This is a genomic window from Devosia sp. A369, from assembly GCF_054489345.1.
Window position 1 is genome coordinate 55,381 of record NZ_JBTMWV010000011.1, and the last position, 23,529, is coordinate 78,909.

The window sequence follows — 23,529 nt, forward strand, 5'->3', positions numbered from 1 at the left end:
AGTGCTTTGGGAATACCGACCGTTTTCGATCTTTGTGAGCCACGCGCCGATATTCTCGGAGGCGGCATCGCTGATAGCGAATACGCGGCCAATCTCGCCAACGTTCTCACTGGCAAAGCATCCCAGGACTATCTGGATCCGGATCTGTTTTTCTCAAATTCCTACCCAACGGTAGGCTTGAAGCAGCTGTTAACCAACGTATGCGGCCGGCTTTCCGGCCGCGGTGAAAGCGTGTCCGCAGTTTTTCGCCTGGACACAGCATACGGCGGCGGCAAAACCCACGGACTGATAGCCCTTGTACATGCCGCAAGGGGCATGTTGGGCGTGGCGAACACCTCAGAATTCCTCTCGCCGTCTCTGCTGCCGACCGGAAGTGTTCGCATAGCGGCCTTTGATGGTGAGAACGCAGATCCTGCAAACGGTCGCCTAATGGGTGATGGCATCCGCGCCAAAACGCCCTGGGGCGAAATCGCATACCAACTGGCTGGAAAGGCCGGATACGAGATCATTCGGGCATCGGACGAAATGGTCGTCGCGCCTGGAGCCAGCACCATAGCGGAATTGTTCGGCAACGAGCCTGTTCTCGTCGTCCTCGACGAAATGGGTGAATACCTGCGCCGTGTTCAGTTCATGAATGGCCGTGAACAGTTTACTGCTTTCTTGAAGTCGCTTTTCTCAGCAATCGAAAGCCATCCCAACGCGGCGCTGGTGTACACACTGGCCGTGAGGCGCGATGGCGTTGCTATCGACGCTTTCAGTGCAGAGAACCAATTTCTTGTATCGGCCATGGCTGAGCTGGAGAGCGTCTCAGGGCGAAAAGCGACCAACCTCAATCCGACCAAAGATGACGAAACAGCCAAGGTCATCAGAAGACGACTATTTGGACGGGTCGATGACGAAGGTGCCGCCCAGGTAATCGAAGCATATAGAGTAGTTTGGACCCAGCACCGCGATGCGTTGCCCGATCTCGCGCGTCGCTCTGAAACGCTCGCCGATTTTGCGAACACCTACCCCTTCCACCCTGATGTTTTCGACACCCTGACGGGCAAGACGGCCACGTTGAGCGGGTTCCAGCGGGTGCGCGGCATGCTTCGCATTCTGGGTAGAGCGGTCGCCGGTGTTTGGGCCGACCGGCCTCAAGACGCGACAGCGATCCATCTCCACCACATCGACTTGGGCAAAGAAGGTGTTCGTGCAGAGTTCACTACCCGGCTACAGCAAGATGCCTATGTGCCGGCAATATTGAACGATATTTCCGGCACCCCCCAGAGCCCGTCCCTGGCGGAAGATATCGACGCCAAAAACTACAAGGGCATGCTCCCATACGGTCGCTATGTCGCTACGACCGTGTTCATCCACACCTTAGCCTTTAACAACGATCTGAAAGGTCTGACACCCGATCAGCTACGGTACTCGGTCCTGAGCCCGGAAGCAGACATCAGCTTTATTGATGACGCGCGTACCAAGTTCCGCACAGACTCCGCTTATCTTGACGACCGGCCCAATGCTCCGCTTCGTTTCAATGCAGAGGCAAATCTGACCCAGGTGATCGCCCGCGAAGAACGAAACGTTGATCCAGAAACGGCTCGCACCGAACTTCGTGACCATATCCGCGAAATCTTCACTGGTCCGTCGTCATCGTTCGATTTGATTCCGTTTCCAGCTGGACCATGGGACGTTCCAGACGACGTTGCAGACGGGAAGCCGAAGCTTGCCCTTATCTCGCACGACGCTCTTGAGATCGGCACTGACTTGGCTGAAGTGCCTGAGTTGGTCACTAAGATTTATGATCACAAGGGATCAGACGGATCCGGCTTGAGGGGACTCAAAAACAATCTGGTTTTCTTAGTTGCCGACCAGCAGAAGGTCGTCGAGATGAAGCAGGCAATGCTCCGTCGCCTCGCATTGGAGGAGCTGAAGCGCCCGGATCGTTTAGCGGAACTCGCTGAACATCAGCAGTCGAAGGTTTTGGAACTCCAGCAGAAGTCAAAGACTGAGCTGGCCATTGCAGTCCAGCAAGCTTATCGCCACGTACTTTACCCGTCGAGACATCCGCTTGGTGGGCCAGGCACGCCACAGCTTGCGCATTCGGCGATCGACATCCAAGGCGCTTCAGAAAGGCCGGGATCCGGTCAGGTGCAGGTGGTTCGCCAGTTGAAGGACCAGACCAAGCTCCGCGAAGCTGCTGATGCGCCAGACTCTCCCACCTACATTCGGGATCGGACGCCTCTGAAAAAAGGACAAATTACCAGCGCAACACTGCGCGCCGAGTTCCGCCGAGACCCGTCCTTGCCGATCCTCCTTTCAGATGACGTTCTCCGCAAGGCGATCCGGATGGGCATCGAAGATGGAACTTACATTTATCAGAAGGGCGACTTGATCGCCGGTGCCGGCGATCCGCTTCCATCGATCTCTATCGACGAAGAAACCAACATCTACACGGTGGATTTTGCCAAGGCTAAGGGGCTTTGGCCTCGGCAACAGAAGGCACAGCACTACCCATCGGTATCAGGCGGGAGCGTTTCGGTTTCCAGCCCACTTTTTCAGCCGAGCCCCGAATTTGTCATCGAGTCTGTTCCAAGCTCTCCCGTTGAAGAAGATCCAGGGACAGCACCAGTTGCCGTGGACATCCGTTCCTTCACTGCACAGGGCGTCCTCAAGGAAGCGCTCAAGCAGGTTTTGGATCAGGCCAAAAATGCCAAGGTCCTGAAGATCGATCGCATATCTGTTCGCCTTTTCGAGGCGGGAGACGGGTTCAAGTTAGTTCCGGTCGCAAACACCATAACCGGTGCCAAGAAGACGGTGAAACTCATCGGTGAGTTTACCACCACTCAGGACAGCGCCATGAGCTTTGAGTTCGAGGGCACGGCTCAGGACGCCTCGACCATGAAGGATTACCTGGAGCCGCAGTTCCGTGCTGCGAAGGAACAAGACCTGAAGACCACGTTGACCTTCGACTTCGATCCTGGGCTTTCCCTGGACGGCGATGACGGCGACAAGTTCGTTGATAAGTTGACGCGCTTTGCGAGTGCTGCGGCATACGTTGAAGCCACCGCGGAGGTAGTGTGATGAGTTTGGCGCGTCGGAAGGACGACTACATGGCTATGGCAAAAACCAAGCCTGTCTACGAAATCAGGGTTCGCAGGCATGGCGCCGGAGACACTGAGCTTGAAATTTGGCAGTTGCCCTCTTTCGCAACACCACAGGTGAAGGTGCCCACCCGGGTGGGTGGCCTGCGTGGGCGGAATTTTGAACTGGCCGAGCATCGGGTTATTCGACGCCTTCGTGACGCCGGTGTCCGCATTGACATTCTTCCCATCGAGGGCTTTGGCGCCCCCTTGTCAGAAGAGATCGCGTTGCCGCTGGCCTTATTGTTCCGGACGCTGGCCCCGATGCGTAATCGCGACAATATGCGGCTTGTTGCCGAGGGTATTGAGCAGATGGGCCGCGAAGAGGCTGCTTATTGGTTGGGCATGGTGATGCACCGGAAGAATCCGCGAAGAGTTCTTGCGGCATTGCGGATGATTCAAACCGATCCGGCGAGGACTTAACTATGTCGGATACGCGGCTAATAGAGCGTTGGCTTCCAATTGCCGCCTTGGGGGAGGAAAGCGTCCGCGAGCGGCGGTCGATGACGGCTCTCCCTCCCAATTACTACCTTCATGTGTGGTGGGCTCGTCGTCCACTGGTGGCATCGCGAGCGGCCATTCTAGCCTCGCTGTTGCCCGAGTCCACCGATCGGGACCAGTTCATGCACACGTTGGGCATTCACGGGGATCCCGTCGCTTCCAAGAAGAGGATCGAGATCGCGGATAGAAAAGGGGAGCGTCTTGGCAAAGATGCGTACGGTTACAAGCGGGCGTTCACGCATCAGCCCAACACCGCGGAGCTGACGGCCTTAGGTGTTGATCCGGCCATAGTTATGCTCGATCCAACTGCAGGCGGCGGGGCAATTCCGTTAGAGTCCGTTAGGTTGGGTCTTCAAACCTACGCCAACGACCTGAATCCTGTCGCATCAACCATACTGCTAGGTACGGTCGACTATCCAAAGCGATTTGGTCTTGCTGTTCATAAGGAATTTGGAAGCCTCAGCACAGCATTCCTAAGCCGCGTTAAGGCGAAATTTAGCGGAGAGTTCCGCCCTGAAGACGACGGCAATAGGCCGGACGCCTATCTATGGGCGAGGACAATTGAATGCCCATATTGCTCGGGCAAGATCCCGCTGTCGCCGAACTGGCGATTAAATGCAAAGGGCACTGGTGTTAGGATTGTTCCTGGTACGGACAATCTCTGCTCCTTCGAAATAGTGAACTCGGCCGAAGAGCAAAGCGCAGGAACTGTTTCCAGTGGCGATGCCACCTGCCCGTATCCAGAATGCGGTCGCATTGTTGATGGTGATGAAGTAAAGCGCCAAGCCCAAGCAGGTGGTATGGGCGACCAGCTGTTTGCTGTCGTCTACAAACGACCAGTGCAGCGGACAAATAAGAATGGAAGAGCTGGAAAGGCCGAGTGGGTTAAAGCGTACCGATCGCCTAACCAACGAGACATTACGTCGGCATCAAAGTTAGAAGAATGGGAGAACAAGTTCAGCGAGTGGGAGAGTAACGGCACCATTCCTACAGAGCCTATTGATGATATTTCCAACTACGATCGGGGGCATCGACTTTATGGCATGAACCGATGGCGTGATATGTTTTCGGCGCGCCAATTACTGGTGCATGGCTATGCCGTCGAAACCTTCCAGGAAATGGTGGAAGAAGATCGTAGCTCCGGAATGCTAAGCGAGCTGCGGCGGGCTGCTTACGTGTATCTCAGCTTCAGTTTGGACAAGCTTCGGGATTACAATTCGCGGTCTACCCGCTGGATTGTACAGCGCGAAGTTATGGCAAATACGTTCGATAGCCACAACTTTTCGATCAAGTGGTCCTATGTCGAAATGGCTCCTCTTGTAGAAGGGCTCGGCTTCGACTGGGTTGTTCGCCAGACATCGAAGTGCATCAAAGAACTTGTCGAGCTTTCGACCCCCCGCAGTGACGTTGGCCCATTGTTTGAGCCGGCATCCGTCGCGGCAAAAGAGCAGTCAATATCTGTGTCTTCGGGTTCTGGGGCGGCTTTGGATCACATGGGATCTGGGTCTGTCGATCTCATCGTTATGGACCCACCATACGGTGCCAACGTTATGTATGCCGAACTGTCTGACTTTTTCTACGTATGGCTGAAACGGACGGCTGGCCTTGTCGTGCCAGATCTTTTTACTAGGCGTCTCACTGATAAACAATCAGAAGCCGTAGCGAATAAGGCTCACTTCAAAGGTGAGAAAGGATCAGACGCGTTAGCTAATCGTGACTATCAAGAGAAAATGAGTGCTATTTTCCGTGAGTGCTGCCGCGTACTGAAATCCAATGGCATCATGACGGTTATGTTCACCCATAAAGACACAAGTGCATGGGATGCCTTAACAAAAGGACTTATAGAGGCGGGGTTTATTATAACGGCTTCTTGGCCGGTTAACACGGAGGCTGAGGGCTCTCTCCATATCAAAGACAAGGCAGCCGCCAATTCCACGATTTTCCTTGTGTGTCGTCCTCGCCCTGCCGCCGACAATGCTGATGTCACCTACTGGGAGGATGTTGAACCCCTAGTCGCGGCCGCTGTGCGGACCCGTGTCGAACAGTTCCAGCAATCCGGTGTAAGCGGCGTTGATCTATATCTCGCATCTTTCGGGCCGGCTCTGGAAGAGTTTTCTCGGCATTGGCCTCTTAAGAGAGGCAGCCCGAGACCTGAACCTTTGGCGAGGAAGCGAAGGAAGCAGGCTGAGCTGTTCGAGGAGGCTTTCGACCCGTACGCAGTCACCCCTGAAGATGCTCTAGACGCCGCGCGTAGAGAAGTGAAAACGTGGCGTCTCAACCAGCTCACACATACCAAAGGTCACGCCGAACTCGATGCGACCACATCCTGGTTTGTCTTGGCTTGGGATGCTTTCAAGTCACCCATATTTAGCTATGATGAGGGACTGCGGTTAGCACGAGCGGTTGGCGCGGATTTGGACCAAATGATCGGTAAAATCTGTGAAAAGAAGGATAGCTCCAACCTGAAACTGTGGGACAGCGCCACTCGAGCGGCAAAAGGTGCCATCGGCCCTGCGGACGGTTCAAAGTCTATGCTTGATGCCATTCATGCTGCTGCATATCGAGGGCGAAAAGAATCGGTTGCTGGTGCTCTGTCGATCCTCAAAGCAAACGGTCTCGAGGCTGACCCTCATTTTCTGGCATCGCTAGAGGCAGTATTAGAGGTGCTGCCTCCGTCGAAATCGTTTATCGGCTTCGATGTGGCCACAGGTGATGCAAAAGCATCTGCGGATGACTTCGAAGCGCTGGAAAAGCTTAGGAGGCTTGCATTCTCGGATCGTGTGGATCGACCTCATCAACTTGCGTTGTTTGTCGCCGATCCAGTCGCTTCCGAATGACATTGCTCCGGGATACCGCTTGGAAGCTGAAATACACACCTGACGAGGGTAGTCTCGTCAGGTCTTTCTATATCCCGTCCCTGACGTCGGCGGTTAGATACGATCGACTAACTGGTTATTTCACCGCCCGTGCCCTCACGCTGGCGGCGCGTGGTGTGGAAGGTCTTATCGTCAACAACGGTCGTATGCGTATGGTTGTCGGCTGCACGCTAGGGCCTGCCGAGGCGGAAGCCATCCAGAAAGGTGAGGAGCTGAGAGCGACGGTGCAGCACCACCTGCTCAAGATGCCCCTACTGGGTGCAGGCAACCAACAAGAAGCTGACGCCCTAGAGTTGTTGGCTTGGATGATCGCCAAAGGCCATCTTGATGTCCGAGTGGCTATTCCCTGCGATGAAAATCGGCAGCCCGTACTTGATGATAGTATCTTCCACGAAAAGACGGGTGTCATCGAGGATAAGACAGGCGACCGCATCGCGTTTACCGGCAGCGTGAACGAGAGCGCGAGTGGCTGGACCCGTAACTGGGAAAGCTTCAGCGTGTTCACGTCCTGGATCGATCCTGCTCGGGTTGATCTGGAAGAGGAGAGCTTCCTAAAAATATGGTCGGATAAAGCAAAAACCGTAGTTACGTTGGACGTGCCATCGGCGATCCGCGACCAGCTTCTGACATTTATGCCGGACCCCGACCAGGTCCCGAGAAGGCTTAGGGATTTGTTGGATGACGCCAACGCAGGCAAGTTGATCAGCGTCAGCAAAACGCCTGATCCCGAAGTGGAACTGGTCCCAGTCCCAGATCTCCCTGCTCTCGTCGATGAGGAACGGCGAGCTCTATGGCAGAAGATAGCCAACGCCGCCAATCAACCTCACGGCGGTGAGCGTGTCGGCGAAGCGACGTCGGCGGTGGTTCCATGGCCGCACCAGATCCGCGCGTTCGACAGGATGTATGGTCAGTGGCCGCCGAAGCTGCTGATCGCAGACGAAGTGGGCTTGGGCAAAACCGTTCAGGCAGGCCTGCTCATCAGGCAAGCGTGGTTGGCAGGGAAAGCGCGCCGCATCATCATCCTGGCACCCAAGAACGTCTGCAAGCAGTGGCAGCTCGAACTCCGCGAAAAATTCAATCTCAGCTGGCCCGTATATGATGGGCACAAACTGTCCTGGCTCCAATCGCCTGGCCGCGGCTCTACGCTGGAACAGCAGGTTTCCAAAGAGGAGTGGCATCGCCAGCCGTTCGTCATAATGTCCAGCCACTTGGCAAGGCGCCGGGAACGCCAGCGCGAAATCCTTGATGACGCAGCGGCCTGGGATCTGGTGATCTTGGACGAAGCACATCACGCCAGGACTAAGGGCGCCGGCAGCGTGCAGTCCAAAGGGCCAAACCGTCTACTGCAGCTGATGCGCGGTATGCGTGCCAAAACAGAAGGTCTTATTCTGCTGACCGCGACGCCACTGCAGGTGCACGTCAGCGAGCTCTGGGACCTTCTGGACCTCCTGGGACTTCCCAAGGAATGGACTTCGGATGCCTTCGTTCGGTTCTTTGCCGAAGTGGCTAAACCCAATGTCACTAGCGACTCTTTGGAGTGGCTTTCGCATCTCTTCCGAGCCACCGAGGCCACCTATCGGCCAACGGATTTCGTCTACGTCGAAAGCCTCACGGGTCTTTCCAGGTTGAAGTCCAAGCGGGTTCTCTCTGCTCTACGCGACAATGCCTCGATACCTCGACAGATGCTCTCGCCGGAAGAGAAGCGTGCCGCCGTCCAGATCATCAAAAAGATCACTCCGGTTCGTGCTCTGATTTCTAGACACACTCGAGAACTGCTGCGCCGCTATTTCAAGGCGGGCAAGATTGCCACGCCGGTGGCCACCAGGCAGGTGGAAGACCAATTTATCCCGTTGTCGGTGGAGGAGCAGCACCTCTACACGGCGGTCGAGGACTATATTTCCGAGACTTACAACTCCGCTTCGCCCGACGCCCGGAACGCGGTAGGTTTCGTGATGACGATTTACAGGCGACGCCTGGCTTCGAGTTTCTATGCTCTTCGGAAAACGCTGGAGAACAGGCGCGCTGGCGTCACCGATGACAGACGCCTCGAGGAAGACACGGCGGACTTGCTGGAAGCAGGTGAAGATACCGATACGGACGATTTCAAGAAGGATGAGATCGCGGCCCTGAAGTCGGAAGAGCTTGCCGATATTCAAAGCCTCATCGACGCCATAGGGCAATTGCCGGTGGACACGAAGGCGCTGCGGTTGAGACGTGTCATCGACGATCTGACGAACACGCATTATCCGCAGGTTATGGTGTTCACCCAATTCACCGACACGATGGACTATCTTCGACAACTCTTGGTCGATGAAGGGCGCTCGGTAATGTGCTTCTCCGGCAGGGGCGGTGAAATCCTGGCAAGCGACGGAAGCTGGTCGACCATCAGTCGAGACGAGGTCAAGAAGCGGTTCCGTTCGGGTCGTGCAGACATATTGCTATGCACGGATGCTGCGTCGGAAGGACTGAACTTCCAGTTCTGTGGGGCGCTGGTCAACTATGACATGCCCTGGAACCCCATGCGAGTGGAACAGCGGATAGGACGTATCGATCGCCTTGGACAACAGTTCCCCGATATACGGATCATCAATCTTCACTACGAAGACACCGTGGAAGCTGATGTTTACAAAGCCCTCCGAAGCAGAATCCACGTTTTCGAAAGCGTGGTGGGAGGATTGCAACCGATCCTCGCCAAACTTCCTGGCCTCATCGGCTCGACGGTGCTCGCCACCCATGGCAGCTCCGATGACAGACGCGAAGAAGCGGTCCATGCGGTCGACTTGGCATTCGAAGCCGGCAATGAAGGCATAGATCTTGCGGACTTCGCAGATGATGATCTTGAATTGCCGATACGACCGGACCCCGCCCTTACCCTTTCTGATCTCAGAGCTATCCTAGACCGTCCCATCATGCTTCCCCCGCCCGCAGAAGCTGCCGCACTTGATGGCAAGGACTATAGGTATCTCGATGGATCGATGGAGACTGCCATTCGAGTTACGACCGATAGAGATTTCTATGAGCAGCACGGAGAGAGCGTCGAGTTTTGGACGCCAGGTAGCCCGATTTTCCCTGATCTAGAACCCTACAGGTCGCCATACTGAGTTTGAGGCACTTGACGGAACAATAATCGTTCCCTATTTGTTCAACTCACGAACGAGAACCGCCCATGTCGCTTTCTGCGCACATCGCTGGTCTGCCAGCCCGCCGCATCTCCGCGGCCGCCTGCGTTCGCATCTCTGCCTTGATATCGATATCGCGACTATCGCGCTCCTGAGCGCCTGAACCATTCCCGATATCCGCCCGCAATGGGCATTGAGGACCGGCATTAAGCTGGGCGTCTGATCGCGCCTAGGCTGTCGGCAATAGACATCATGGCAGACACCGATAACGACTGGCTCGAGGGCCTGAACGAAGAAGAACTGACCTCAACTCCGCGCTCGCCCAAGCTCGGCAAATCCGGCAAGGAAGCGTTTCGCGTACTTCCCAGGGCGCTGATCGAGAGCGTGATCGGCATGGCCGGCATCAAGAAGATCAGCGAACAGCAGGGATTCTGCTTGATCGTAGAGGCACCTTCCAGCGACTGGGTGGCTCCACTCCATTCGGCTCTGAGGTATTTCGGGGAGTGGCACGTCCACATCGCCAAAAGCGCCATTCCGCGGGGCCGTGCCGTAGACGACGGCGCTGCTACGACCGTCGTCCAAGCCCTGGCCGGGGGTGGCCGCATCGTCGGCGTCTCTCAGTCCCCAAGACAGTTGTTGCCGCCGGCGATGGTTTCGGCTGCTGACCTGACCATCACCTTGCCGCTGCCGTCGCCTCGCGTTATCGCCGCTACTATCAAGGCCGTAACCGGGAAGCTCCCGAAGAACGTTCCCGATACCATCGCAGCCGGACTGACTTTCGACGACATCGCATCGAGCATCCGTCCCAATTCCACGCCCCAGGCCTGCATCAAGAGAATGGAACGCGCGCAGCTGAGTAAGCGGCGGGCCGAGGTCATGGGCTCCGAAGTCCCGGAGATCAAAGACCTGCATGGCTACGGCGAAGCCAAGGTCTGGGCGCTCAATTTGATCGAAGATCTCGATGCGTGGCGCCGCGGCGAGTTGGAAATTTCTCAACTGGACCGCAACATCGTTTTGGCGTCGCTTCCCGGCCTTGGCAAAACCAGCTTCGTGCGATCGTTGGCGCGCAGCACCGGCCTGCCTCTGATCGCCACCTCGGTCGGTGCTTGGTTCGCCAATTCGCCGGGGTATCTGGACAGCGTCATCAAGCAGATCGACGAGGTGTTCGCCGATGCCAGGGCCGTCGGGCCTGCGATCGTGCTGTTGGACGAGCTTGAGGGTTTGCCATCGCGAGCGTCCTTGTCACCCCGGAATTCCGATTGGTGGCTTCCTGTCATCGGCCACATGCTCACGGTCCTCGATGGCGCTACTTCGGTCACCACTAGCAATTTGATCGTAATCGGCGCGACGAATCATCCGGAAAAAATCGATCCCGCGATCATGCGCCCAGGTCGTCTGAACCGTTTCGTCTATATCTCGCCGCCCGACGAGACTGCCCTCTGCGGCATTCTTCGCCAACATCTGGGTAGCGACCTTCCGGACGTCGACTTGATCGCCGCCGCCCGTCTTGGGGTCGGTCGTTCCGGTGCACATGTTGTCCAATGGGTCAAAGCTGCGCGCCGAACTGCCAGAGCTGGCAGGCGACCCATGGTAATGGGGGACCTGCTCGACGCTATCGCGCCGGAAGACACTCGGCCGCAAGAATTGCTTCGTCGCATTGCCATTCACGAAGCGGGCCATGCCGTTGTTGCCCACACCATCGGTCTCGGAGCTGTAAAGACGATCTCTATCGTCGCAAGCGGGAACAACGGCGGCCGGACGATCGTGAACCACGATAACTCAGGAACGACAAAGTCGGAGATCGAACTCTACGTCGCTCATGCGTTAGGTGGCCGTGCTGCAGAGGAAGTGATCCTGGGCGATGTAGGAGCAGGCTCGGGCGGTGACGAACGGAGCGATCTCGGCAACGCCACCAGTACTCTTGGCTTGATCCATCTCGGAATCGGCCTCGGCGACAGCCTCATGTATCGCGGCAATTTCGAGGAAGTGCCGAGGCTCCTGGCTTACCAGCCGGCTATTGCTGCCAAGGTAGAGGCGGACCTGCGCCGGCTTTATCTGGTCGCGGTTGAAATCTGTCGGCAGAAACGGCTTCTCGTCGACGCTATCGCAGTGGAACTGTTGGAGCGCCGACACGTGGACGGTCCTCGGTTTCTGGAGATCATCGCCGAAGTCGCCGGCATGAACATCGAACGCACGGTGATCGACAATGGATGAGCTGTTGATCAGGATCATCACACGCCTCGTTCGCGTCCACGACGAGATGGGTCACCGCTGCTTCGAAGACGCGGCACACAGGGCCTTGGTCGCCATCGCCAGGACCGTTCAGCTCGACGCCTGCCAGAAGGCCGGTCTCGAGCAGCCCTCGCTCGGTGAAGGTGTCCTGCCGTTCCCGCTGCCGTCTTCCCGGCGGCCATCCGGACGGAGCGATCCGGCGGCGTAGAAGCTGCTGAGCATACCCAGACATACAGGGAGCCGCAATTTGCGGCTCCCCTTCAGCAGTCGTTAGCCAGTTTTTCTCAGCGTTTGCAAAGGATTGGCAGGCTACGTCTTGGGGTGACCACTTCTTTCCGAAGCAGATCGCACGGTGTTGGAAGTCCCACCGGCGATTTTGGGGTGAATTCGATGAGCCAAGACAAGGCGGCGCGCACAAAGCGAAAGATCGAAGTGGACGGCCTGCGGACATTCGCGCGCATCGAGGAAATGAAAGACGGCGGACCGATCATCGATCTGATTACCGGTCGAGAGCCGCACCTGGTCGGCACCAAGAGCTGCATCAAGGCCGGCATGCGCTCGATGCCTTGGGAGTCGGTCACCGCCGAGCTGCCGATGATCGAACTCTGCGAAACCGCGTCTCCCGTGCGGGCGCTGCTCAGCCAGCCGCACGAACTTTTCATGAAAGTCACGGGCGAATCCCGCCAGTGGATGTACCGCCCCGACCTTCGGCTGACCGTCGATAGGGTATTCGGCCAGACGGTTCTCGGGGGCGTGCCTTTTGCAAAAGCCGTGGCGAACTGGCGCCCTGGCACCAAAGTATCCGAAACGATGACGTTGATCGTCGAGGTTAAAGGCGACGACGACCCTCGTCTCGAAGATCCCGTCTACGACCGGAAGATCGAGCTGGCCCGTCAGGTCTACGAAGCCATCAACTGGCGCTTTATCTGGGTAGACCGTTCCCCCGATATCGACCATCCGGCAATCGCCACTTCGGTCCGCGAAATCATGCTGGACCACGATGTCTCGATCACGCCGGCCGACATCACCACCGCCCGTGCCGTCCTTGGCGAGGCTCGACGTGCGACGCTTCGCGAACTGACCGCAGCATTGGGCGGCGGCGGCATCGGCAAAGCCGCCGCGTTGCATGTGCGCCGGATCGTGTCGATCGACATGAATAACGATCTGCGACCCGACACGGTCGTCGTTCGTATGCCTGATGACATGGCCATCTTCGAAGTGACGGGGCAACCGCGATGGTAACCCAGCTCGACGTCACCACAGGTGAACTCTATTCGCTTGTCCTCGCCGAAGAAGACATGCCGATCGTGGCTGAATTCGCCAAGGAAATGCGCGACGGCAGGCTCATGTTTCGGCGCGAAGGTACGGACAGGGAAATCTATATCCCCGTAGACGAATTCGAGCGGATGCGGACGACGAGCGGCCAGGCTAGACGGATCCGTCTGGACAAACACGGTCAGCTCATCGAGCAGGCCGAGATCGATCCGGTTTTCCTCCTCGATCCTGATGAAAGCGGAATTACGGTAGCGGAACGTGACCTTCGCTTACGGCAGAAGGATGAGCTCGTTCGGAAGCAGACCCTTCGCTTCTACGTGATGCGTTACGACAATGAGCCGGTGCCGACCAGAGGCCGTAGCGGGGTCGCCCGCATTATCAAAAGGCATCTGCCTGATGCGCTGGAAGCGGGCTTCACCTGGAAGCCTTCGCCAAGCTCGTTGCTTCGCGCCGTAGATGAATGCGGCACGCCTGGTGAACGCCCGCTGACCGCATTTTTTCCCGACCGCAAAAAGGAGCTTCGGCAAAGGCGTTGGCCGAAGGAAATTGTCGACGCTTCCGTGCGCGCGATTGAGACCTATTGGGATGACGACACGGTCTCCATCGGAGATGCCATCTATCAGTTTCGTGTCGAGGCCCAGCTGATTGCCGAAAGGCATCATCTGCCGATGATCACCGAGGAACCGGAAGTCCTCGAATTCGAAGGCGATGAAACGGAACGAGATCTGTTCGCGCTGCGGCTACTTGAGCCTAAACAGCTTGCCGGTCCTGTTAGGGCGAGGAAGGTTGGCTATCCCGTGCCGTGTGACGAGACGATCCGGCTTTGGCTTCACCAGAATGCCGACTGGTGGCATTGGGCCCAGCGTTACGGCGTCGACAATGCCAACCGGCGTTTCAAGGGCCGGGGACGCACCTTCGAGGCGACCCGGCCGCTCGAGTACGTCATGTTCGACCACACCAAGATCGATGCCTGGGCTATCGTCGAGGACGATGAAGGTCAGCCTTTGTTCGTCGCCAGGGCGTGGCTCACGCTGGCCATCGACTGCTATTCCAGAATGATCGTCGGCGCCGTCATCGGCTATGAGCCGCCCAGCATTCATTCGGTGATCGCCTGTCTGAAGCAGGTCGTCCGCCCTAAAGGGTTTTTGGACGAGTATGCTGGATGGAAGGGTGCCGACGATGGGTGGGGGCGGCCCTTCACCATCATCGTCGACAACGGCAAGGAATTCGTTAGCCCGTCGTTCCAGGCGTCCTGCGAGGCTGCCGGTATCGACGTCATGTGGGCCCCGGTCGGCAGGCCGACCTACAAAGCCTATGTCGAGCGCATCTTCGGAACTCTGAATACCGTCCTTTGGCACAAGCTCCCTGGCGGGCTGCCGCTGACACCGCAGCAGCGGCGGGAGCTGGACATCGGAGCGGAGGCTGAGGCGGCCTTCACCAGGTCGCAGCTTGAACGTGCGATGTGGAACGCCATCGTCACTCTCTACCATGTCGAAACCCACAGCACGATCGGCATGGCGCCGGCACTTAAGTGGAGGCGTGGGATGGAACTTCGCCACCGTGCCACCGTCGACGACATCGCTATGCTCGACAAGGTCATCGGCAGGTCCAAGAACGGCTTGCTGACCGCCGAAGGCGTGACGGTGGACGGCCATCGCTTCCACGATCCGCAGATCACGTCGATGTTGATGAACCGCTTGGGCCCGTTGGCCAAGCTGAGCCGTCAGCGGCGCGGCGTAACATCGTCGAGGACGATCAGGGTGCGTGTAACGTGGGATCCGGGTGACGTAACCCAGGCTCACGTCTTTGACCCCACGACCGGCCTGTCAGTGACGCTGCCGAACTGGCATCGGCAATTCTCGCACGACCTCAGCTGGTATGCGGCAGCCAAAATCAAGGAATGGGCAACCGAGCGGTCCATGAAGTTCCACTCAGACGACGACAAGGCCAGAGCCCGCGTCGCCCATCGCGAGTACCTGCTCGATATCCTTCCTGGGATGAAATCGGTTGAGCGTCATCGGCGTGCCCGTGTCATCGAGCCGCTTAAGGAGCTGATGCCGGGCGACAGAGTCGAGATGGTGAAGGTGGACCGGTCGTCCCAATACGATCTTCCGCACGATACAGCTGCCAAGCGCGCCGACCATCCGATGGAAGTGAAACGTGGACGCCCGTTCGGTGGAAAAGCCGGTCAGGCCAAGGGGGCGAAAACCCGAGCCCAAAATCGCGCGAAGAAGGCAGAGGCCGTGCAGGTGAACCAGTCGGTCCCAGCTGTGCCCAGTCTTCCAAGAACACCGGGCAATCCCGCTCCCAAGGTGGATATCGCCGCCATCAGGGCCAAGGTCGCGGCTCGCATGAACGCTAGCGAAAACAGCGGAGACGCAAAATGAAGAACAAAAAGGTCGGTCGCGCCACAGTCATCGCGGCATTCGAGATGATGCGCATCAAGCACCCGCGTATTCCAGGCGTGCACGAAAAACTCGACGATGCTCGAGAAGCCGGGCGGCTGACACCACGCAGCCCGAAGCGCTATATTGAATTCTTCGCACCCAGCCATTCCGGCAAGTCCACTGCCATCCGCTCCTACATCGAAGACAAGGTCGTACCCGAAGTCATCGCGAAGAAGCTGTTTCCCGCAGATATGGATGTTCTGGAAATTGCCGAAAAGCAGAAGCTCGTTCTGCATGTAACGTTGTCGCCCAGGGCGTCGGTGCGGTCCATGGCAGCCGATATTCTCCGGGCGTTGGGCGACCCCCTTGCGGACAAGGGTGACGGTCCCGTTCTTCTCCGCCGAGTCTACGAGTATCTTGCCGGAACATACAAGGATCCCGCCACAGGCAAGGAGATCGGCCGACAGACCGAACTCGTCATCCTCGATGAGATCCAGCATCTTTCGGCAAGCAAGACCGTACGCCCTGACGGTAAAATGGAAAAGTCTCACAAGATCACCAGCACCGAGGTCACGGATACTCTCAAGACCATGATGATCAGGGGACTGGTCCCGATGGTCTTTGTCGGCGTCACCGAGGCCCGCGAACATCTGGCTATCGACATCCAGCTGACCAATCGCGAAATGGACAAGATCGATTTCTCGCCGTTGCGGTGGAGCGATGATGAGGATGTGGCCATCTTCATGGAGTACTGCGAAGAAGCGGCCGGTAAGCTGATCGAGCACAAGCTACTGACGGAAAAAACCGATCTCCTTGAAGACGACATTCCTGAAAAGCTCTGGGCGGCGTCCGGCGGATGCGTCGGCGTGGTTTCTCGCATTCTGGAACAGGCGGTGTTCCATGTCCTGGAACGCGACGGAACCAAGGTCGAATATGACGATCTGGCGTTGGCTGTCGACACACGCGCCATCCCGAACAACATGTGCACTTACAACCCTTTCCGGAAAGACGTGCTTCAGGTCGAAGTCTCGGCGGCGACATGACCATCTTTTGGCCTGTGACCCCGCTTCCCGATGAAAGCCTCTCCGGCCTGGTCGCCAGGGCCGCCGGCGCCAACTACTACCCGCATGCTCATGACATCCTGGTGCAGGCAGGCCTCGGCCATATCCGTCCGGAAACGCTCGCCGGAAAAAGCCTCGAAACTGCTTTGGAATTGGCAGAGGTGCTGGGAACTTCGGCAGAGGCCATTCGGCGTCTGTACCACCCTGCGGTGGACGAGCGGCTCATCGACTTCTTCGGTGTGCCACTCAGAGCCAAGCACCGAGAAACCCGAAAGCGACGGCTGTCGCCGCGCGCCATGCAGGATAAGGCGTACATCAAAGCGGTCTGGAGTGTGCGCCCCATCACCTTCGATCCCCAGACCAGGGAACAGCTGCTTTCGAACTGTCCGGTCTGCGGCGGCCAACTTGGGTACACGCAGACCTGGCGCGTGGAATGCTGCGAGCATTGCATCGGAAGTGATGCCGATGGACTGCCAGAACAGCTTGTCGATCTGCGTGACTTCCCTCAGCCCATTATCGAGGTGGTCGACGAAGAGGCTCTGGATTTTGTTGTCTGCCTGGTCGATCCGGCGCCGAAGTATGATCGCCTTCCAATTCTGCACAGCCACCTCTCTGGATTGAACCGAGGGGAGCTGTTCGAACTTGCCATCTCGGTGGCAAACGCCATTGTTGCGGAAGAGCAGGGCATTCCTACCAGTGCCTGGCACCAGAAGCGCCTGCCGGTGGGCGACGTCCATCCCGAGGCGCTGGCCAGGGCTGGTCGATGTCTGATGAATTGGCCTGCAGGCTTCTCTTCACTCTGTGCCGAGGCATCTGGCCGGGCAGCGAGCCGGCAAGGCCAGTGGGGTATCAACAAAGAGTTCGGCGCATTCGCACAGTTGGGCAAAGACCCGCACCTGCCGGCTGATCTTAGGGCAACTTTGGTCAACCTTCTGGACCAGGCATTGAGCGATGCCAGCCCGGAAGTCAGCAATCAGCGTAAGACCACGCGGCAGCTGCCTTTGGGGACTTATGTCGGCGTGAGGCAGCTGCTTCGATTGGCACCGGTGGCCGCGAGGATCACCACGCGGATGGGCGCCCACCCGAACATGATCAAGTATCGCCGGTCCGGTGATACGATGGCACCGGTCTCGTTCATCACACGGCAGGCGCTGCACGTGCTCGATCACTATCTCGACCTGGTCAGCGAGCCCAGCGTCAGCGTTCTGTTCGGCTTGCCGCCGGACGGGATTCGAGACCTCTGTGATATTGGTATCCTCGATGACCAGCCCGGCCCGGCGCGCGACACGGCCATCGACCTGGCCGGGGCTGACTCCCGCTACTACTCCAAGTTCAGCGCAGACCAGTTGGTCGACATGGTGGTGCAGGGTCTGGAGTTCCAGAAGCCAACGAAGGGCTACATTTCATTCTCGGACGCAATGCTGATGTTTCCGGCTGGCCGTCGACCGTGGCTGCCGGTTCTCATGGCGGTGTTCTTCAACAGGGTCGACGCTCAGCTTCACCGGAACGTCGCCGCCCAACCGAAGCCCAGGAACCTGTTCGGGTCCATCTCACTTCGAGGCATCGAACAGCAGCGCGACCGCATCCTGGAAGAGCATCGGGAAGCGAAGGACCACGACATCGGCAGAGTGTCCGCAGTGGCCGCCAACCTCATGTTAGGGATCTACAACCATCACGTCTTCATGGCCTGCGCGAATGATGGATTGCTTAATGTCGACGAGGACGGTGCAGCCGACTACCGCAGCGTGCTGGAATTCGCTGACAGGTTCATTTTCGGGAACGAGGTAGCAGCTCGAAGCCGTAACAGCCCGCAGGCAGTGGGTGCCTGGCTCAATGCCCATCAGATCCGCCCGGCGTATTCATTCCCTGTCAAAGGCGGCTTGATCTTCGACAGGGCGGCGGTTGAGCCTTGGCTGGAGTTAAAGGCGTAGCAGATGGCATCTACGCTGCACGCAACGCAGTCTCCTCTCGGTAGGAAAGTCGGTTGAATATGCAGCGTGTATCCAAAGACGAACCCCGAGAGAGTTCAAGGGTGAGCAGACTATCGCCCTGATATGCCGGACTTAATTCCAGACGAAGGTATTCGAACAGTTGCCTGTCATGAACAGCAACGAAAATTTGGCGCCCCTGGTCCTTAGCAAGGGTGCGGAGAAGAGCGGCAAACTGCGACACATGCACGTCGTCCATTGACTGAATGGGGTCATCCAGGATCAGCCATGGAAGCCTTGGCTTTACGGTCAGGTGAAGCGCAGTGAACAGCGTAAGAGCGGCGGTGTTCAAGTTCCCCGCACTGAGCATTGCCCCTGGAGTGCCTCCTGACGAGCCGGACCTATGGTGGGTTACAAGCTTGGGTCTCAGCCTCCGGGTAGAGTCTTGCGGAATGCTGAAAGCGGGTATGTATGGTTCATTGGGCGTTAGACGTACGAACAAATCCCTCCAAAGCTTGTTGAGCCGATCGTTGAACACCCGTCTGACGATGTCAGATCGAACCTTTTCAACGTGACCGCGAACAATTTGCCCTTGAGCTTTAACCGTTTGAGCGCGAGCTAGCGCGTTTTCAACGACCTGAAGGGCGGCGGAGACACTCCTGATCTCGGTTTCGACAGCTGTCTTTCTTGTTTTTTCGGCTATCGATCGGCGCAGGGCATCTTGTGCCATCCGACGTGCCTCAACGCGGGCGACCAAATCTGAAGTGTGCGTGCTCATGAGTTGAGCTAGTAGTTCAATCGAATGCTCATGATCTGCGGCCGAAATTACTAGGTTAAGCGACTTGGCGATTTCTGTAGCGTCAACCAACGACTGGGTGACAAAGGAATTCAGGCCAGAGAATGCCTCAAGTTCACGCTTTGATTTATGCTCCTCGCGGGCGAGCGAAGCTCCTTCGTCCACGACATCGACTGACCAGGCCAGTTCGCTAGACAAATTACCGAGTTCAGCGGCCAGCTTTGACCAGTGGTTGGCCTCATCGACTCCGTTCGCCCTAGCATTCACCTCTGCCGCTTCTTGTTCAAGTCGATCAATTCTGGTGCGCGCGTCCACCTGTGATCGGCTGAGGCCAATAAGCCTTTCGGCAGCACCGGAAAGGTTTCGAATGCGGTGGCCTACGTGCTCAGACAGGGATGCCTTTCCCGTCTCCGCAAAATTGCGTTCGCAAACTGGGCATACGTCGTCAGTAATGAACTGTGCGATTTCCGCGAGCGAGGCGGCCAAAACACTGGAATTCTTGGAGATGCGGCCCAGCTCGCCATCGAGAGTAGTGAGACTCGCCCGTGCTACAGATATTTCTTCGATGATGGCGTCGCGACGTACGGAATCAAGACCGGCTTGACGTGCGCGCTGCTGGGCCTGTGCATGTCGCGACTGCACTATGGAATATGCGTTTGTGAAATAAGTTGGCCAGTCCGAGGTCGGAGCGGTCAAATCTGGAACTAGCCGAGCCAGTACCTCTCGAATGCTGTTCATGCGAGCGGCATTTTCCGACTGCCATTTCGACAGGGAAGCGGCAGCCGTCTTATGCCGGTCCCGAAGCTCATTCTCGTCTTTAGAACTCACGTCTTCACGACGTTGGCTTAGGTCTCGCATTAGGGCGTCCAAGCGCCTTTGCCCGTCGTGAAAACGAGCCAGAAGTGCTTCGTCCTCAACAAAAATCAGTTGCTGAGCAACCCCATCGAGGCCGTTCTCGTCGACGGATTCCAGGTAGCCGATCTTGGACCGTGCGTTGTTCAATTCGGTCAACGCCGAGGCCAAGGCTACAACTGAGGCTTCCCGTGTTCCACGAAGATCGACGAGTTCACGGTCGATCCGGGTTTTCTCGGATTCGGTAAATCCAAAAGTCTCGGTGGTTTTTCTGAAGTTGCGAAGATCACCCACCGCACTAAGGCCGCCCTCCAGAGCGTCCAGCCTATCAAGTCCAAGCAGGTCGTTGACGAACCTGGAGAGCGGAGACTCACTGGATGAATCTGAATCCTGGTAAATCTGTAGGAGTTGGCCGAGCATCGCCTGCGGCAGATAGCACCGCTCGCTGAAAAAAGAGGCGTCGGTTGCGCTAAGGTGATGACCGCCCTGTTGCCCCGATGACGTTAGTATTGTCCCGAACGAATTGTTTTCCAGCAACCCCTGAGTGGTCAAGGACACTCGGCCTTCCTTCGGAGAGTCGGTGAGGCCGCTTCTGTGCAATAGCTGTTCTTCGTAGGAAGGATCTGCACGTTGAAGCGACATCACGCGACCTGTAAGGGCTAGCTCGATCGCAGAAAGCATGCTGGTCTTACCGGCACCGTTCTCACCGTGAAGAAGGACCATCTTCGCGTCGAGTGGGGCCACCACCTCGCCCTTTATGCTCCGGAAATTGGAGACAGTTAGGTGTTGAAGCATGGGGGCGTTCATGGCGTGCCTTCGGCTGCTAGAGCGCGTTCAACCGTTTTAGAAAGTACGCGTTTTACCTCGTCTTCTCCCAGCCTTGAGGCCTCTGCCAACTCAGTCATCACTCCAAGGTCCAGACCGTCTGGTAATGTCGTCAGAAGATCGCTCATGGGGTCGATTTCCAAGATGTCGTCAGCTTCGTCCTCAAAGTTTACCTTAAGTGGAAGCAATATTCGAATTTGATCTTCCAGTTCCCGAGCCGCAGCGTCGTTTGCCGGTAAACCCTCATCGTTGAGTGCTATATTTTGGACAGTCAGAACACGGCATGTGTTGGACAAAGCCTCAATGACGCCGGTAAGCGAAGCACCGGCGAGAATTGTGGTTATGACGTAGCGCGATCCCGTTATGTCCAGAGCTCTGCTCAATGCCTCGATACGCTGCCTGACTCTGCTGGGGTCAAGGTCACCATAGCTGCCGGTGGCGGTGTCAACGACTAAAACAAGATCAAGGGAGCGACCGCCACTGCCAACCATAGCGGCAGTGAAATCGAATTCAACCGAAGCGACTTTGAATGGTGTTTTGCGGATCGTGTATCCGCCATGAACCAATGCTCGAACCAGAACATCAACGAGAGCGCTACTCATAGTGTTACAGCCTCGATAAAACGCTGACGCAACGTGGCAAGGCTGCCGTTTATCGCGACAATATGGGCGATGCTCACGTGCGTAGGACCGGTGGTACCAGTTCTTCCAGGGGCCTTGGACGGGCTTCTTGCTGATGGCGATGCCGAATTTATCGAGGCCAGTTGATGCCAGGCATCGTCGGCATGGATAATTATTGAATTGTCGTTGGCGAACGCGCCACTTTCTTTGAGCTTCAAAGCCACGGCGGCGGATCGAACTAAAAAGATCGGTCGCTCGGGGGCGTCTGGCCAACTGCCAGTGGATCTTAGAACGCCACTCGTGAACCCATCATTTTCGGGCAAGTCTAGGTGCCACAGCCCGGCCTCTTCTCCATTTTCTAGAAAAGTCAAAGCCAGTCCCATTTCTCCAAACCCCGCCACTACCACGTTGGCATCATTCGCCAAGCTGCCTACAGGTACACCGCTGATTGGCTGATAAGTGTCAGCATTGATTGGCAGTACGCCGTCGCGAAATACGCTCACCAATCTAGACCAGGCAGAAACGCCCTTGGTGAACAGAACGGTCCTCTGTCCTTCCGCCAAAGCACCAACCTTGTTCCGAAGGCGATTCAGGGAGGCGTGCAATTGATCTACGTCTGCGATGGCTGGGCTGTCATTGAGCCGCAAGGACACAAGGACCGAAAGCTTATCGGTGATCACCTTAATGGCCATTGCCAGCAGGAATTGTTCGCCCCAGGCCTGAAAATGCGCACTGCTCTTTATGGCGGCGATGTTGTTGTTATATGCGTCCGAATAGACGGTTTTGAGCATTTGGAGGTGACCAGCGCCGAGCGCGTCCTCGCAAAATACATGGCCCTGCGCTTCAGGTGCACAGGGCCATGGCCATGGGTTGGCCTGCTTGGCCGAAACGAACACCGACTGCAGATTTATGTCCTGCATCGAGAGTCCTACCATCAGCGTTTTGAAATTGGTCGCGACAGAAACCATTTCATTGCGCATGGGCACAGCCAAAGGCGCTTCTCGCCATTCTATTATCTTGGTCTTGCTGCCGATCAGAAATTTTCGATAGTGGTCGGGCTCTTCAGTGGCGTGAACAACGCAGCCATGAAATTTCAATAGCCGTGCCTTGGCTGGTGCATCCCTCAGATTTCGAGGGTCGACGACCACTTGCAGGTTCCCGGCCTTGTCCCCAGCGAGTTTGTTCACGGCCGCTTCTATGAAACCATCCCAGTTTGCAGAGACGATCTCTTGGACAGCGCCCTCTAGAATCAGCAATGCGATGCTGAGATGGGAAGATGCAGGGGGTTTCGGATCCGCAAAGGCGTCGCGGATGTCCATAACATCCCAAAGCAGGAAGTCGTCCTCTTCCCCCTCAATCCGGATGTCGAGAAGGTCCGAGTATTTGCCCCACAGTTCATTGCGGATCGTCTTGAACTCGGGCCAACTATTAAATTCAAGCCCCATACGATCCTGCACGGACGCTAGGGTGTAGCCTGCGATAGTAAGCGCCTCCACAAGCGCCGGCATGAACTTGTCGGCTTCGCCTGGGGTGGTCGCTTTGACCCTCAAATATTCGACGGTCTTCTCAATAAGGTCGCCCAGGCTGGGAGCTTCCCTGGAAATTCCAGACCCGACCCACAAAGCAAACTCGCCGTTCTCAAAGGCACGGGCGGCAGCCGCGAAATCAGTGTCGAGTTTTCCAAGGGTTTCAAGCACAGTGATTTCGGTGGCGGTCGGCATCCTACAACTCCAAACGAGATGCGACGCGATCGGGATATTCCCACGCACCGAAACGCTTATTAAAACTGTGATGTGAAATTCATTGAAACGCAAGATCGCCTTAGATGAGGATGGGCTTATTCTAGTTGACCACGATGCAAGCCGCGGCGGAGTGCGCGCCGGACATCACCGCGGTGGCCCCGTAATTCCGAGTTGTCTGGTCTCACCG

At 57.0% G+C, this 23,529-nt stretch carries 13 protein-coding genes; 10 read left to right on the plus strand and 3 right to left on the minus strand.

What is annotated here, in order from left to right; genetic code table 11:
* The first annotated feature begins 6 nt into the window (after nucleotides 1-6).
* The 10 genes from ACX3OZ_RS14455 to ACX3OZ_RS14500 all read left to right on the plus strand — a co-directional run bounded on the left by ACX3OZ_RS14455 (nucleotide 7) and on the right by ACX3OZ_RS14500 (nucleotide 18,510).
* Nucleotides 7-3,069 carry an ATP-binding protein gene (locus ACX3OZ_RS14455; protein WP_459104744.1) on the plus strand — a complete coding sequence of 1,021 codons (3,063 nt, stop codon included), beginning with the start codon at nucleotides 7-9 and terminating at the stop codon, nucleotides 3,067-3,069.
* Nucleotides 3,069-3,551 (plus strand): DUF7680 family protein, encoded by a 483-nt coding sequence (locus ACX3OZ_RS14460; protein WP_459104745.1) that lies wholly within the window; start codon nucleotides 3,069-3,071, stop codon nucleotides 3,549-3,551. The genes ACX3OZ_RS14455 and ACX3OZ_RS14460 overlap by 1 nt, the downstream gene beginning before the upstream one ends.
* Nucleotides 3,552-3,553: 2 nt before the next feature.
* Entirely contained in the window at nucleotides 3,554-6,466 is a 2,913-nt protein-coding gene (locus ACX3OZ_RS14465; RefSeq protein WP_459104746.1) for a DUF1156 domain-containing protein, read from the plus strand.
* Entirely contained in the window at nucleotides 6,463-9,606 is a 3,144-nt protein-coding gene (locus ACX3OZ_RS14470) for a helicase-related protein (RefSeq protein WP_459104747.1), read from the plus strand. The genes ACX3OZ_RS14465 and ACX3OZ_RS14470 overlap by 4 nt, the downstream gene beginning before the upstream one ends.
* Before the next feature lie 270 nt (nucleotides 9,607-9,876).
* The gene (locus ACX3OZ_RS14475) at nucleotides 9,877-11,838 is read left to right on the plus strand and encodes an AAA family ATPase (RefSeq protein ID WP_459104748.1); all 1,962 of its coding nucleotides are present in this window, start codon (nucleotides 9,877-9,879) and stop codon (nucleotides 11,836-11,838) included.
* Nucleotides 11,831-12,064: a hypothetical protein gene (locus ACX3OZ_RS14480; protein WP_459104749.1), complete on the plus strand. Its 234-nt coding sequence runs from the start codon at nucleotides 11,831-11,833 to the stop codon at nucleotides 12,062-12,064. Before ACX3OZ_RS14475 ends, ACX3OZ_RS14480 begins: the two co-directional genes overlap by 8 nt.
* 182 nt (nucleotides 12,065-12,246) lie before the next feature.
* Complete coding sequence (locus tag ACX3OZ_RS14485; RefSeq protein WP_459104750.1) at nucleotides 12,247-13,098, plus strand: hypothetical protein; 852 nt, start codon at nucleotides 12,247-12,249, stop codon at nucleotides 13,096-13,098.
* Nucleotides 13,092-15,518: a DDE-type integrase/transposase/recombinase gene (locus ACX3OZ_RS14490; protein WP_459104751.1), complete on the plus strand. Its 2,427-nt coding sequence runs from the start codon at nucleotides 13,092-13,094 to the stop codon at nucleotides 15,516-15,518. Before ACX3OZ_RS14485 ends, ACX3OZ_RS14490 begins: the two co-directional genes overlap by 7 nt.
* Entirely contained in the window at nucleotides 15,515-16,561 is a 1,047-nt protein-coding gene (locus ACX3OZ_RS14495; protein WP_459104752.1) for an AAA family ATPase, read from the plus strand. The genes ACX3OZ_RS14490 and ACX3OZ_RS14495 overlap by 4 nt, the downstream gene beginning before the upstream one ends.
* Entirely contained in the window at nucleotides 16,558-18,510 is a 1,953-nt protein-coding gene (locus ACX3OZ_RS14500) for a TniQ family protein (protein WP_459104753.1), read from the plus strand. Before ACX3OZ_RS14495 ends, ACX3OZ_RS14500 begins: the two co-directional genes overlap by 4 nt.
* A gap of 10 nt (nucleotides 18,511-18,520) precedes the next feature.
* On the opposite strand, the gene ACX3OZ_RS14505 is transcribed toward ACX3OZ_RS14500, so the two are convergent.
* Genes ACX3OZ_RS14505 through ACX3OZ_RS14515 form a run of 3 tightly spaced genes read right to left on the minus strand, consistent with a single transcriptional unit; the run spans nucleotide 18,521 to nucleotide 23,321 of the window.
* Complete coding sequence (locus tag ACX3OZ_RS14505) at nucleotides 18,521-20,962, minus strand: AAA family ATPase (RefSeq protein ID WP_459104754.1); 2,442 nt, start codon at nucleotides 20,960-20,962, stop codon at nucleotides 18,521-18,523.
* A complete protein-coding gene (locus ACX3OZ_RS14510; protein WP_459104755.1) occupies nucleotides 20,959-21,582 on the minus strand; it encodes a hypothetical protein in 624 nt (207 codons plus the stop codon). Before ACX3OZ_RS14510 ends, ACX3OZ_RS14505 begins: the two co-directional genes overlap by 4 nt.
* A complete protein-coding gene (locus ACX3OZ_RS14515; RefSeq protein WP_459104756.1) occupies nucleotides 21,579-23,321 on the minus strand; it encodes an SIR2 family protein in 1,743 nt (580 codons plus the stop codon). Before ACX3OZ_RS14515 ends, ACX3OZ_RS14510 begins: the two co-directional genes overlap by 4 nt.
* Nucleotides 23,322-23,529 lie beyond the last annotated feature (208 nt).

Coding starts and splice junctions, on each gene's coding strand:
- ACX3OZ_RS14460 (WP_459104745.1), top strand. CDS start 3,069: ATGAGTTTGGCGCGTCGGAAGGACGACTACATGGCTATGGCAAAAACC.
- ACX3OZ_RS14465 (WP_459104746.1), top strand. CDS start 3,554: ATGTCGGATACGCGGCTAATAGAGCGTTGGCTTCCAATTGCCGCCTTG.
- ACX3OZ_RS14470 (WP_459104747.1), top strand. CDS start 6,463: ATGACATTGCTCCGGGATACCGCTTGGAAGCTGAAATACACACCTGAC.
- ACX3OZ_RS14475 (WP_459104748.1), top strand. CDS start 9,877: ATGGCAGACACCGATAACGACTGGCTCGAGGGCCTGAACGAAGAAGAA.
- ACX3OZ_RS14480 (WP_459104749.1), top strand. CDS start 11,831: ATGGATGAGCTGTTGATCAGGATCATCACACGCCTCGTTCGCGTCCAC.
- ACX3OZ_RS14485 (WP_459104750.1), top strand. CDS start 12,247: ATGAGCCAAGACAAGGCGGCGCGCACAAAGCGAAAGATCGAAGTGGAC.
- ACX3OZ_RS14490 (WP_459104751.1), top strand. CDS start 13,092: ATGGTAACCCAGCTCGACGTCACCACAGGTGAACTCTATTCGCTTGTC.
- ACX3OZ_RS14495 (WP_459104752.1), top strand. CDS start 15,515: ATGAAGAACAAAAAGGTCGGTCGCGCCACAGTCATCGCGGCATTCGAG.
- ACX3OZ_RS14500 (WP_459104753.1), top strand. CDS start 16,558: ATGACCATCTTTTGGCCTGTGACCCCGCTTCCCGATGAAAGCCTCTCC.
- ACX3OZ_RS14505 (WP_459104754.1), bottom strand. CDS start 20,962: ATGAACGCCCCCATGCTTCAACACCTAACTGTCTCCAATTTCCGGAGC.
- ACX3OZ_RS14510 (WP_459104755.1), bottom strand. CDS start 21,582: ATGAGTAGCGCTCTCGTTGATGTTCTGGTTCGAGCATTGGTTCATGGC.
- ACX3OZ_RS14515 (WP_459104756.1), bottom strand. CDS start 23,321: ATGCCGACCGCCACCGAAATCACTGTGCTTGAAACCCTTGGAAAACTC.